Source organism: Microcoleus sp. PH2017_12_PCY_D_A (genome assembly GCF_020738565.1).
Taxonomy (GTDB): domain Bacteria; phylum Cyanobacteriota; class Cyanobacteriia; order Cyanobacteriales; family Microcoleaceae; genus Microcoleus.
In genome coordinates, this window is sequence record NZ_JAEQCI010000035.1 from 34790 (window position 1) to 48208 (window position 13419).

The 13419-nt window shown below is 45.5% G+C and carries 12 protein-coding genes; 3 read left to right on the plus strand and 9 right to left on the minus strand.

Annotation, left to right across the window (positions count from 1 at the left end; all coding sequences use genetic code 11):
* Positions 1-219: 219 nt before the first annotated feature.
* Positions 220-2193, minus strand: coding sequence for a PP2C family protein-serine/threonine phosphatase (locus tag JGK39_RS10920; protein ID WP_293296305.1), 1974 nt, complete (start codon positions 2191-2193; stop codon positions 220-222).
* A 530-nt stretch (positions 2194-2723) separates the two neighbouring features.
* Here JGK39_RS10920 and JGK39_RS10925 point away from each other — a divergent pair.
* Complete coding sequence (locus tag JGK39_RS10925) at positions 2724-3302, plus strand: hypothetical protein (RefSeq protein WP_293256562.1); 579 nt, start codon at positions 2724-2726, stop codon at positions 3300-3302.
* Positions 3303-3541: 239 nt separating this feature from the next.
* Here the strand turns inward: JGK39_RS10925 and mnmA are convergent, their stop codons facing one another.
* Positions 3542-4633, minus strand: coding sequence for a tRNA 2-thiouridine(34) synthase MnmA (mnmA, locus tag JGK39_RS10930; RefSeq protein ID WP_293256559.1), 1092 nt, complete (start codon positions 4631-4633; stop codon positions 3542-3544).
* Between the two features lie 253 nt (positions 4634-4886).
* Between mnmA and JGK39_RS10935 the strand changes: the two genes are divergently transcribed.
* Positions 4887-6542, plus strand: coding sequence for an NAD(P)H-hydrate dehydratase (locus tag JGK39_RS10935; protein WP_293256556.1), 1656 nt, complete (start codon positions 4887-4889; stop codon positions 6540-6542).
* A 326-nt stretch (positions 6543-6868) separates the two neighbouring features.
* The gene (locus tag JGK39_RS10940; protein WP_293256551.1) at positions 6869-7378 is read left to right on the plus strand and encodes a peptidoglycan-binding protein; all 510 of its coding nucleotides are present in this window, start codon (positions 6869-6871) and stop codon (positions 7376-7378) included.
* 580 nt (positions 7379-7958) lie between these two features.
* On the opposite strand, the gene JGK39_RS10945 is transcribed toward JGK39_RS10940, so the two are convergent.
* From JGK39_RS10945 to JGK39_RS10975, 7 genes are all read right to left on the minus strand, one after another.
* Positions 7959-9161: a HEAT repeat domain-containing protein gene (locus JGK39_RS10945; RefSeq protein ID WP_293256548.1), complete on the minus strand. Its 1203-nt coding sequence runs from the start codon at positions 9159-9161 to the stop codon at positions 7959-7961.
* Between the two features lie 423 nt (positions 9162-9584).
* A complete protein-coding gene (locus tag JGK39_RS10950; protein ID WP_293256545.1) occupies positions 9585-10823 on the minus strand; it encodes a transposase in 1239 nt (412 codons plus the stop codon).
* 244 nt (positions 10824-11067) lie between these two features.
* The gene (locus tag JGK39_RS10955; RefSeq protein WP_293256542.1) at positions 11068-11370 is read right to left on the minus strand and encodes a hypothetical protein; all 303 of its coding nucleotides are present in this window, start codon (positions 11368-11370) and stop codon (positions 11068-11070) included.
* Between the two features lie 79 nt (positions 11371-11449).
* Complete coding sequence (locus tag JGK39_RS10960) at positions 11450-11944, minus strand: hypothetical protein (protein WP_293256539.1); 495 nt, start codon at positions 11942-11944, stop codon at positions 11450-11452.
* 14 nt (positions 11945-11958) lie between these two features.
* Positions 11959-12597, minus strand: coding sequence for a hypothetical protein (locus tag JGK39_RS10965; RefSeq protein WP_293296307.1), 639 nt, complete (start codon positions 12595-12597; stop codon positions 11959-11961).
* The gene (locus tag JGK39_RS10970; RefSeq protein ID WP_293322166.1) at positions 12563-12718 is read right to left on the minus strand and encodes a hypothetical protein; all 156 of its coding nucleotides are present in this window, start codon (positions 12716-12718) and stop codon (positions 12563-12565) included. Before JGK39_RS10970 ends, JGK39_RS10965 begins: the two co-directional genes overlap by 35 nt.
* A gap of 2 nt (positions 12719-12720) precedes the next feature.
* The gene (locus JGK39_RS10975; protein WP_293256604.1) at positions 12721-13137 is read right to left on the minus strand and encodes a hypothetical protein; all 417 of its coding nucleotides are present in this window, start codon (positions 13135-13137) and stop codon (positions 12721-12723) included.
* Positions 13138-13419: the final 282 nt, after the last annotated feature.

Genomic DNA, 13419 nt, shown 5'->3' on the forward strand with positions numbered 1-13419 from the left:
TTGTTGGTTGTTATTTGTTAGTTGTTATTTGTTGGTTGTTATTTGTTGGTTGTTGGTTGTTATTTGTTGGTTGACTGTTGTTATTGGTTATTGGTTATTGGCGAGTTGCTACCAATGCCCCATGACCTGCGCGGGCCCATGACCTGCGCGGGCCCATGACCTGCGCGGGCCCATGCCCCATTCCCCATTCCCAATTCCCCATTCCCAATTCCCCATTCCCTATTTTTGCTTGAGAACCAGCAATGTGATGTCATCAAAAACTTTTTGTTTGCCGATGTGCGATCGCACGTCGTCAATTACAGCGTGCCTGATTTCAGTAGCCGTTCGCTGCCAATTAATCTTTATTACCTTAATTAACCTATCTAAACCATAAAGCACTTTATTCATATTTTTAGCCTCCGTAATCCCATCAGTGTACAGCACTACCACATCTCCTGAATGCAACTGGACAAGGGTTTGGGCCACAAAATCAGCAATATCTTCATCCAGCCCGATCGGGAAACCCAAATCGATTGTATCAAACCGCTCGACAGAACCGTTACACCGCACTACAATCATTTCTTCGTGCTGTCCGCTCAACTTCAGCATTCCCTCGTGATAGTCTAGCAAAGCAAGGCTGACGTTTTTATCGCATTTCATTCGCTGCATATTATTGTAAATTACACTGTTAATAGCGGTTAAAAATTTTACAGGATCGGGTTCGTTGTAGGCGAGCAAAGTTCGCACTGCTGTTTGAACCATAATCATTAAAACACCGCTCTCCAATCCGTGTCCCGTAACATCGCCAATGCCAATTTTTACTCTACCTTCGTGCTGGAGTACATCGTAATAGTCGCCGCCTACTTCATCAGCAGCTTCCATAAATCCTGCAATATCTAAGCCGATAACTTCCTTCAGTTCTCGGTTTTTCGGTAGCAGCATCTGTTGAATTTTGCGAGTGACCTCTAGTTCGGCGCTCATCCGCATATTTTCGGCTTTTAGGCGATCGTTAAGAACAGTAATTTCTTGATTCGCACCAACCAAAGCCTCGGCAATCTTGTTAAATGCACCCACAACTTGCCCGAGTTCATCTTGGTTATCCAAAATAATTTTGTGGTCAATATTGCCACTTGCCATCTTTTTTGACGCTTCGTCAAGCACCAAGACAGTTTGCATAACTGCCCGGTAAAAACAAACAAATAAATAAACAACTATTCCTAAAAATATTAAGACAAAAACATAAATTAATTGTTTTCTGGCAACTAAACTATCTATACGTTTTTGGAGGAGAAAGTCTAATTCATTGACACATTCGTCCCACAGTTCAAAACTCGAAGTCAGAACTCGATCGCTGCCATCGAGATAGGCATAATATTCGACTACGGCCGTGGGATTAATCAGTTTATCTAGTTGCCCAGTTAGTTGCTCTACTACTGAGTTAAAATTTATCAAAGGCTGGCTTAATTTCGGGATCAGATTCCCGTGAGGATTGTTGCTAAATCCTACCTCCATATTGATTGCTAAATTCTGATTGAGTTCTCTCAATTTGCCCGCTAAGGTAATCAGTTTCGCTCTTTCCTCAGGTGTGGCATCGGAACGCGCGCTACTTTTTTGAGAAATTAGCCTAATCTCTGACAATATTTTTTGCATTTCGGGAAGCTTCAGCAAAGTAGCATCCATCAAATAATAGGTATCTAAATCGGGGTCTAATATTAGATTGGAAGTGTCGCCGAGGTGAGCGCTCAATCTATTAATATCTAAAGCTAATTTATGATAGACAACATCGTAGGTCTCTAAACTCCACTGGTGGCGGCGAAGTTTAAAATTTTGCCAAGTGTGATAAATGTTATTAAACTTTTCGCTCGCAACTAAGATTTGTCCAAACTGGCGATCGATATTGGCCAGAGATTCAAAGTTCGCGTCTATCTTAGCTTCTAAATTAGCCCGAGGATCTGGATTGCTTAAATTTGGATTGAAACCCTGATAATTTAACTGTTGAAGTTTCGGTATGTGTTCCCTCAACTGTCGCAGCGGGCGCAGGTATTCGTTACCGTAGATTTCTTTTTGGGCAAAATCAACTCTGGTGTTAATTTCGGAAATCAGCAGGTACATCACCAAGGCTAACGGCATCGCAAATAGAAAACCGATCGAGGTGAATTTTTGAGGATAGCTCAGCCGATTCATTAAATGGATTCCGAGGGATTTTCTGTTCATAATCGATATATTTCAACAAGATTTTACTAAAAAAGTAGCGATCGCTACTAAATTATTTTCGGGGACGATCGCTCTTGAAAACCTGAATGCTATAATTAATCAGCCATAGCTTGCTTAATTTATAATACGTTCCCGTCCTGTTGTCACAGATTGTGCAGTATCCCTTCGAGTTCACTGGCTCAGTTCGTCTCCCCCTGTCTAAAAAACCTTGAGAAATTTGGGCATGATGAATAGTCATTTATACTGAGATTCTCTGCGAGAATCAGTTTTTTTTCAGCAGATTTACTTAGGTATAAATTTTTATCAATACTCCTGCACTAAAAGTCAAAATTAAGCAATAACTGGGTAGTGCAAGTTTCCTGAAAGACAAGTGGCAGCAGCGAGTATAAAATACTTGTGCCGCCCGACTCAGTTAAGTCGGTTCTGCACAAAGGAACAAACAGCACCAGCAGCAGTGTCTATATCAGTATCTGCATTTGAGTGCTCAGGAGCGATCGCGCAAGAGTGTAAAGTGAGGCAGAGGGCGTACTATGAAACCAATCTCCGAAAATAACTCTAAAAACAATCAAAACCGAGGTGAAAAGCAGCCCAATCCTTTAATCTTGGCTTTGCTGCTGACGGGAATTCTCGCCTGGGAAATGTATCCGGCGCTAATCCACACCGCAGCGGCTAACGCGGGCGTCCTCAAACAGTCCCTCGCTCAGTTGGAAAACCAAGAGGAGCAAACCGCGCAGCAATTGCCCGCAGCCGCAGGGGACAAAAAAATCAATTATTCTGAATTGGCACTAAATAGTCTAACTTCCGAAGCGGGCAATTTGGCCGAGGGTACGCGCCAAAATCCCCCGAACCAATTCCCCGCAACCGTTGCAGCCGCAGTTCGCCAAGACTTGTCGCGCTCGACTGGGATTGCTGCTGACAAGTTGAAAGTCACTGAATCGAGCCGGCAAAGTTGGCCGAATACTTGTTTGGGAATCGTAAAAGCTGATGAAATTTGCGGCCAAATGATTGTTGAAGGTTGGCGGGTTGTGCTTTCTGACGGCCGCCAAACTTGGGTTTATCGCACGAATGCTAGGGGGAATGTGTTGCGCTTGGAAAAGAAAGTTAGTTAAGGGAATTTGAGCGTCGGAAACAGGCAAGAGGTCTGTTCCATAGAGTAAGAAACAGGCCAGAAAGCCTGTTCCACACAATACAGCCAGAAACAGGCCAGAAAGCCTGTTCCACACAACACAGCCAGAAACAGGCCAGAAAGCCTGTTCCACACAGCAAGAAACAGGCTTTCTGGCCTGTTCCACACAGAGTAAATTTGATTGGGATTTCTTGTGGGCGGGCTTCGATGCTTCGCCTGACATCAATTTGGGAGTTGTTTTCTTTCAATAATCCCGCCGCCCAACAGCACGTCTGAGTCATACCAAACTGCGGCTTGTCCGGGGGTAATGCTCAACTGGGGTTCGTCAAAAATTACCTTGACTCTGGTACCGCTGCCTTTTTCGTCTGCTTCGGATGGTTCCACAGGAATAATTGTAGCGGGGACGGGTTGCGATCGATAGCGAATCTGCACGGAAGCCCGAATCGGAGCCGCCGGTTGAGCCACAGAAACCCAATTTACTTTCTGGACTGTACACTCAGATTCTACGGCCAACTGGCGATCGCCCACAATGACGCGATTAGCACCAGCATCGAGTTCAATCACGTACAGCGGTTCCGGTGCAGCAATCCCGAGTCCCTTCCGCTGGCCGATAGTGTAGTGGTGTACGCCGTCGTGCTGTCCGAGTACGCGGCCGGACTTATCTACAATGTCACCCTTTTGTGGCGCGATGTACTTGTCGAGAAAAGCCCGCATCGAACCGTTACTTTCCACCAAACACAAATCCTGACTTTCCGGCTTGTCGGCCGTGCTCAAGCCAAATTCTGCGGCAATTTTGCGAGTTTGGGCCTTGGTGATTTCTCCCAAAGGAAACTCCGTACCGGCGAGCAAGTCCTGTGTTAAATCGTACAAGAAATAAGACTGATCTTTCGCAGGGTCGATCGCCCGCAGCAACTGATAGCGATCCGTAGCAGTATCATAGGTAACGCGAGCGTAGTGCCCCGTAGCAATCTTTTCAATACCCAGCTCTTCGCGAGCGTACTCGAGCATCGGCCCGAACTTCACAGTTTTATTGCACTGGGAACAAGGTAGAGGCGTAACTCCTGCACTGTAACCGTCCACCAAAAAATCGACAATACTTGCCTGAAAGACCTCGCGGCTGTCAACAATGTGGTGGGGAACGCCCAAATTTTCGCAAATTTTAGCGGCATCGACCATTCCCTCAGAGCAGCACTGACCTTTGCCTTTCATCAACCACAGCGTTAAACCCACCACTTCATAGCCCTGATGGTGTAAAATTGCGGCTGCTGCGGAACTATCGACCCCGCCGGAGAGGCCTACGACAATCTTGTTCATGGTTCGGAAATAAATTGCTATTTTACTGTTTTACTGTTACGCAAGTTCGATCGAGCTAATTGATTATACCACAAGAATACTACAAGTTGCTACTGCTGTTAGCTGAAATTTTAGCACTAATAAGTAAAATCCACCTAATTAAGCTTCAAATCCCGATCGATCAAAGGCTTGCTGTGTATTTTTTCTTCCTTCTTCCTTCTTCCTTCTTCCTTCTTCCTTCTTCCTTCTTCCTTCTTCCTTCTTCCTTCTACTTATGACTATTCAAAAATTTGTTGTCACCGCCGACCAAATGCGGCAAATAGAAACCAGAATCTTTGCTGCTGGAATGCCCGTAGCAGCTTTAATGGAAAAAGTCGCCGGATTGATTGCTAGACGCATTCAGGAGATTTTGAAGTCAGAGGGAAGTTCGGCAACGGATTTTGACACGGATGTAACGGATTTCAAGTATAGAAGGAAAAGGGGTGAAGGGGCAAAGATTGTTGATTCTCACTTGCCAGTTATTGGGGTTTTGGTTGGGCCGGGACATAACGGCGGCGATGCTTTGGTTGTGGCCCGCGAATTGCACTTTCAAGGATTTTCTGTAGTTATTTACTGCCCGTTTTCTCAACTCAAAGAACTTACCAAAAGTCACGCTGATTATGCGCGTTCTTTAAATATTCCATTTGTTGAGAAAGTTGAATCGCTGAACAACTGCGATTTGCTGATTGATGGTTTATTTGGTTTTGGGTTGGAACGAGAAATCACTAACCAGACAGCAGCCGCGATTGATGAAATAAATAATTTAAATATACCCATTTTTAGTATAGATATTCCCTCGGGAATTCATACTGATACTGGATCAGTTTTGGGTACGGCAATCAGGGCAAAATATACATTATGTTTGGGGTTGTGGAAAAGGGCTTTTCTACAAGACCAAGCTTTAGAATATATTGGCAAGTCAGAATTAATTGATTTTGATATTCCGCTCGCAGATATTGCAGCGATATTGGGCGAATTTCCCGCAATACAACGCATTACTAAAGCAGCGGCAATTCAGCATTTGCCATTGCCCCGATCGCCAATTTCGCACAAATACACCAACGGTAACATATTAATTATTGCAGGTTCGGGCCGTTACAGCGGAGCCTCAATTTTAGCCGCCTTGGGAGCAAGGGCTAGCGGTGTGGGAATGCTGTCAATTGCCGTTCCTGAGTCGATTAAACCGATGTTGAGCAGTCATTTGCCAGAGGCTTTAGTTATAGGATGTCCCGAAACTCAAAGCGGTGCAATTAGGGAGTTGCCAGTAGCAATTAATTTGAGCGCCTACGATGCGATCGCCGCCGGGCCAGGTCTGACATTGGAAGCGGCGATCGCTGTAGAATCTGTACTGGAGTGCGATCGACCTTTAGTTCTCGATGCCGACGGTTTAAATATTCTCGCTCAACTCGGCACAGTCCCGATTTTGTCGGAACGCTCAGCACTCACAATTATCACGCCTCATCCGGGCGAATTCAAGCGTTTGTTTCCCAAATTAGCAGACGCAACGGGCGATCGAATTGCCGCCACTCAAGCAGCAGCGCAGCTTTGCGGTGCAACGGTATTGCTCAAAGGAGCCAGAGTTTGCATAAGTTGGAAGGATGAGGGCGATTCCCCAGCCGATAGCTACGCTTCACGTACCGTTACCTATCTCAATCCCGAAAGCACCCCAGCCCTCGCCAGAGGCGGCAGCGGCGACGTTCTCACAGGCTTGTTAGGGGGACTGTTAGCAAGTGCGATCGCCCGCAAATCGCCCACGCAATCCGTTGCAGCAACAGCAGCGTGGTGGCACGCAAAAGCCGGAATCGCCGCAGCTAAAGAACGGACAGAATTAGGTGTAGATGCCTTTACTTTGACACAGTATTTAATTCCTACCTTGCGAGAATTACAGTGAGGGCGATCGTCCCATTCGCTGTAACGATCGGCCATTGGTTAGTAGTAAGGACTTCAGTCCTCTGATTTTGATCGGGACTAAAGTCCTCACTACAAACCTCTTGATTTGGTTTGTAGTAAGGACTTCAGTCCTCTAATTTTTATGAGGACTAAAGTCCTCACTACAAACCTCTTGATTTGGTTTGTCACTCATTTGAGTGACACTCAAATGAGTGACACTCGAAAAAGTGACTGTGAAGCCATCAATCGCACCAGTTATACCTGAAATATCAAACAGCATAACTTAAATATTGAAAGGAGCACATTATGTACACCGAAGAAAAAAGCATGAACAATGAAACAATGGCGATCGCCGCCGATACTACAGCCCAATCAAATTTTGCAGTTGGTCTGACAACAGGACTCAACAAACCCACATTACAAATCGGTTCCACAGGTCAAGCAGTCAAAGAACTAGAAACTCTCCTAGCTCATTGGGGATATTATTTCGGCCCGATTGACGGTATCTTCGGCGTCCAAGTTCAAAAAGCAGTCAGAGGCTATCAACACCGCGTCTTCTTAATGGAAGATGGGATTGTCGGTTCTATAACTTGGCAAGCACTGTACTCTGGTGCACCTGTGAATAGGCCGACTTTGATGAATGGCAGTTCTGGTAATGCAGTGAAAATTGTTCAGAATGTCCTGAAAATCAATGGATACTATTTCGGTTTTATTGACGGATATTTTGGGACGATGACAGATGTCGCAGTGCGCCAGTTCCAAATCAGCAAGAATATACCGCAAGATGGAATTGTCGGTGCTAAAACTTGGTACGGACTAAGCAAGTTACCCCACTAAGTTGGGTTGAATTCACTTTCATAGAATTTACGAAAAACCTCTATATGTAAAGTGCACTGTACACTTTACATATAGAGGTTTTCGGAAGGAAAGTCATTATAAAAATCATAAGACTCAAGTCGTCACTACAAACACTTTTGTCCTTGCCATTCCTCAGTAAACCGTATTGCTTTATAGCGGTTCTCGGAAAGATGAGGTATTCACCAATTCATTAAGAATTACAAAATTACAAAATTACAAAATCCCCGAATCGCCCAATCCTCCAATCCTCCAATCCTCCAATCCCCCAATCTAAAATTCTTCAATTCTTCAATTCTTTAATCTAAACTGGTACCTCATCTTTCTGAGAAGTGCTATATATATATGAGAGAGCGCCCAAGCGCAACTACATACCTGGTACGTAGTTGCGCTTGGGCGCTCTTTCTTTCTTTATAGATCGATACGGTTAACTCTCTCAACAATCTGACTTGCAAAAAATGCCTGGATTGCCTATAAAATCAGGAACAGTTCTGTGAAGTTTTTCCATGCCTCGATCTAATGTCTTTCTCGGCTTCTTATCAAGGCGGTTGAGGAATTACGATTAATCATCCCTCCCAGAACGCGGACGGATGCGATTCAACTGACTAATTGCCCAGCGAGCTGTTTCCTGAACTTCTGCATCTGGATCGTCCGTCGCGCGGTGCAACAAGTGACTGATTTGATTCACCAATTCGTAAATCCGTGTCAAGTCGCGAATCGCATTTTTCCGCACTTCCGGGTTTTCATTTTGCAATGAAATTGACCAGGCATTATTCATGGGTTTGAGGGTGCGAATGCCAATTTCCGAGAGAGTTGCCAGAATTAAACTGTACTGCTTAGAGTCAGAATTGCCTAATAAATCCAGCAACGGTTCAACGGCTCTGGAATCTCCTTGTTGCCCGAGTTCCCAAATTGCTTTGCGCCTAGAGGCCGGATTTAGGTGCTGCAAATCTTCAATGAGTGTTTCAATAATATCAACTTTAGGTCTGCCTTCGGTTTCGGGAAGGGAAATATCTTTCTTCCGATTCCCTAGGGCATCGGCTCGATTAGTTGTTTTGGGAGTATTGAAACCTGAGTCGCTGTAGCCGTTGTTGCGATTTTCGTCTGTCGCGGTGTCGGAATTAATTCGATCGCCCTCTAGCCCTGCATCTTCAGATTCAGATTGCCCAGATTCCAGGATAAACGGTAAAGACCGATCGGTGCTCTCGATCTTGTAGCCCTTGGGGAAATTGACAGGGTAGGGCAATGCTGGTATCGGTTTGAGTTCCCCAGAAGAAACCTGTTGCTGTCCCATGTAGTGCCTGTTTCTCTGAGCATCGGGATTGGTGAATCGAGAGTTTCTTTGGTTTTGGCGATCGCCTCGAACCCGTCTTCGCTTAGAATTATTTGACTCGCCACTGCTAACTAATTTCAGCATGATCGCTACTGCCGCTGCCGTGACGACAACTGCTGCCAAACCCAACATTAACAACCCCCGCTGGTGTGACAAAATGACAATTATATTGGAGATTGGTTTCGGGATTTTGGAATTTGATTTTTGTTTTTTAGACGGGTTAGATTTGTTTTTATCGGGCGCTGGAGAGGAGTTTTGAGGATTGGAGTCCTGGCTAGAGTCCGGGGGAGAGTCCGCCTGAGCAATTTCTTGGGAAACAACCTGGTAGGAAGCATGGACAATCTGTTGCCTTCCATCCGCACTGGGAATGAAGGCAGCGCCCAGAGAGGCAATGCAGGTGAACAAACATAAAGTGGAGCGGTAGTGCGCCATAAGACTCAATTGGGGTTTTGAGAGGCAACGCCGCATGACGAGCTTTAGTGTAACCATGAGTTAGCTCGATCCTAGCTGCTATGCGCCCAACTAACCCACAAATATCACGCCCGATCGCGAAAAATCATGGTTTGAGGTGGCAGCGAGCCGGATCTCAATCACGCAATTGCGTCAATAACGGCGGCGGCAGATAGAGCAGGGGCATCTTGGAAAGTTGATTGCCAGCGAAGCATCAGCTACGTGCTGTGCAGACGCTCCCACGCCCGCGATTGTTGCTCGCTGCGGAGGCGCGTGCCATCACCTGTGAGTTTAACTGTTTCGTCGCTGCTGCGCCGCTTTTGTCTTCACTGTAACAAGGTTTTTACTAATTAAAAGACCCACGGGTAGATTACTCCTGTGGGTCTTTAAATTGGATTTTAGATTTTAGATTTTGGCAATCGCACACAGTTCTTTGAAGAGCTCGCGGACGCAGCGGGCGATGACTCGCTGGCGGGCTAATTTCATTGGGGTGCCACCCTTTTTCCTCCGTTTTAACTTTTCCGCTGGGGACATTTGCTCGGCGTCAGCGCCCTGACCGTAAATAAATTTCAGAGGTGGATTGTTCCGGCTAACTTCCAGCCGTGTGAAACACCACTGCCAGAGGGCTTTTCTGCACAGCGCACTGCCGGACTGCTTTCCCTTTTTGTTCTGACCGCTGTCATCACGAATCACGCCCATGCCGACAGCCCTCATGAAGCGGCGCTCTGAAAGCTTGAGCTTAGATTCTTTCCCAGTGGTGCGGTTTTTTCTGATTTTTACTTCCGGTCGGCCCTCTTTCAAGAAATCTTCGATCGGATAAATTGCTCCCAGCAAATAGCCTTGAAGCTGGTAGCCAAAACCGAATTTGGTAAAAATTCGCCGATATTCATCAAACTGCGAATTATCAATCAGTTGAACCAACTGCTTTTTGAGCTTGAAGATTTCCTCCTCAATTTCGCAGTATTGTTTGGCGGCCCACCGAGTTTGAGGCTCAATGCCGGAGCCGACAGTTGCCTCCAAAATGCGATCGTACTTTTTCGACTTTCGCCGTTCAGCCAGCCACCCCCACAGCAGCGGCGCTAACTCTTCTTGTAGTTTTGCCGATCGCACTAGAGCTACTTCTGGGCATTGCCACGTTAGTTCTTGCCTCATCCTGTTCACTATCGGGGACTGCAATCGGTTGAGGTGTTCGATCCGCAAGCAAATTTGCTTGATCTCAACAACTAGAGGATCGCGAATCTTGAGGTAGCTGGCTTCTGTTTTGTCGAAATACCAACAAGCGATCGCAAAAGCATCAATGTCATCAGTCTTTGCCCCGCTCTTGCCTTCTTTTCCCATCAGCTCTGCTCTGTAGTTAGGCAGCTTGCTGTTAGAAATCATTCTTACTTCGACTCCCCAGTCACTAAGCTTATTTATCCACAGTTTCGCGTAGTTTATCCCAGTTGGTTCGCAAATTGCGACAACTTTGTCGGCTTTGAAGCTTTCAATTTTTGTCCTTAATTTATTCAAATTTTCAAGGTTCGAGTGAAACACTTCGATATCGGCAACGAAATAGTCATCACGGGGGATGCTGGGTTTTTCCAGCATAAAGCACGCAGCAATTGAAGACCGACTAACGTCAATGCCTACGATTAAATATTTCATTTGATGGTTTAGGAGAATAAAAGAGTTAAGAACAAAAGAGCCTACGAATCTCCCAAAAGCAAATTAATGCTTACTTCACTGATTAAGGCTCGTTTATTTTGTCCTGTTTGATGCGGGCTGGCGCTTACGAAGACAACATAGCAGTTGAGCTAATTTCATCTTTAAAGCGCCACTCATCTTTCGACTCGTCCCGCGACTCCCCCTTTTTGAGGGGAATTTCGGCCGCTGAGTCTGGCGGCACTCGTCAGGCGGCGGTGATTCTGATCGTGTTAGTTGCAACTAGCGCGACGTAGGCGTAAATGTGAGTGAGGTCTTTTGAAAGTGTCGGAAAAAATGTTTCAGTTCCAAAAGTTTCTAAGATGCGGTTTGCGGCGTTAATGTATGGATTTAAGCATCGGTCAGGTGGCTGTTTTTGTAACAGTCCCCGGGATTTGGCTTCTTTGATAATGAGAAAGACTTCTTGAGTTTCAGTCTCGACAAATTCTCCAAACCGTTCTTTGGCAAGTTTTACGCACGTGGCAATATGATTTTCTGTCTGTGTTTTCATGGTATGCTGGCAGATTAATTGGTCAAGATAGCTTGGATGCCAAGTGGTTAAAGTGTAATTTAGCCACTTGTTTTTGTTCCTAGCTTTCGGTTGATATATCGACAAAGAAAGCATTGCATTCGGGGTATTCGCTTTGCCCTTCCATAAATCTTGCAAGAGATGCAGTAATTTGCTCGTCGCTAATTTTCTCCATTTCTTTCACGACTCGATTTGACACATCAGAAACCAGACTGTGCATTTTAGCGCCTGTTAGATCTTGTAAGGCCACCAGCAATAGGTTGCTAAATAGCGCAGTTGAAAAAATAACGGATTGCTCCCCAATAGGCAAATTTGCCATCGTGTTAACTGCGGGTACTGAGCTATCGTCTGGAATGATCCGAATGGAGTTTAAATTCAGTTCACAACTGTCTAGAGAATTCTCTAGCATCTCTGCTAGCTCCTGTAGTTCGCGGTAATTCCCCTGGCTTTTTAAAATCAAATCCGCGATATGTACGTCTAATCCAACAATTTCGGCTTTGACTTCAGGTCGAATTGAGGGCAAGTCGGAATGCCTGTAAGTAAAAGTATTGTGCATGATTAAAAAAGTAGTTAGGATGAGTCCGACAAGGTGTCGGATCTATTTTTGTCACTGATTTGATAGCTTTTCGATCGCACTCTGATGGCAAATCCTCTCTTTTTAGATTTAGATTTAATGTAGGCTTCCGCCCGATCGCAAATCTCTTCTTTTTCGGGCGTCAGTTCCGTTCCCTCGCCTTCACCCTCAAGGGGTTGTTCCTCGGGCGGTTCCCCACTACCGCTAATTAGCTTTTCTAGGTACTGGGAAACTGTCAATCCGGCTTCTATTGCCTTCTTTTGCAGCAGTTGGTAGGCTTGTCCGCCGATGCGGACTTGCTTGGCTCTGTCCTCTGGATTTTCGTCAAGAGTTTCGGCAATCTTGGCGGCAGTGATTGACTGAGCCGGGAACCCGTCAAGGACGGTTTGCCATTTGTCCTGCAGTTGAGACTCTCCGTACTCGTCCACTTTTGCAAACTTCACCAGCGGCAAAGCTTGAGATACCGATGTGGGAAGAATCTTGAATTTTGATTTGATGAGTTCCAGGCAGACTTGAGCCGCTTGGATAATCTTTTTGCAGTAGAAATGCGATCGGCCTAAAGCGAGCTTGCAGTAGTCGCGAAAGTCCTTGTACTTCTGTTTATACAAGCGGTAGCGCTGCACAGTGTAAAGCATGACCCCTTGTTGAAATATCGTTGTGCGGTGCTTCGAGGAGAATTTCATTCTCGAAGTCGAGAAGCGGCTGAAATTCCGCTTCTGAAGGCTCGCCCCAATCGTCGGAGAAGTCAATGTACATATTTAAAATTCCGACTGGTTGTTGACCGCTTCAATTTCATGCAATGACGCATCTTGTAGCAAGAATCTATTGTCAAAAGTCAGTCTCTGTGCGAACGGATCAATCCCCAGTCTTTCTAAGAAGAGCTTCAAACTTTCGTAATGTTTGGTGGCTTTCTCAATATCTCGGAGAAGTTCTTTTAGTCTGTAAGCTTTGTTTTCTATTTCAAGTTCTAGCGCGTAGACCTCCTTTGCTAAACGAGTTTCGGCGTCGAGGGTCAGTATCAATTCATCAATCCGATCTTTCAATTCCTTGTAACCATAGGAAAGGTTATCTACGTCGCTGCTAACTTCGATTTCTCCGTCTTTCTCCAATACTTCGGACAGTTTTTTAACGGCCCTGTAAGCCTTACGTAGTAAGCCATGCCATTTTTTACGCATTTTCTGCAACGAGTGGGGCAAAGTCAAACAACTGTCCGAAGTATTGTTTCTCAAGGTTTTGCCATTGGTTTCTTTTGTAGACGGGGATAGAAATTTTAATGAGAGTCATTGGTTTGTACCTGCTTGTTGGAAATGGAAAGTAATCGCGTATTTGAAGAGCCTCGCGGCACACAATAGATTGTTAAGAAGCTGTGAGGAACAAGTTGAGAGACAGTTGTTGACCGAGCGGCTCGGAAGGCCCCAAGCTATCTTTTTTGCTCCTTCCTTTACTCTTTGGAGGTT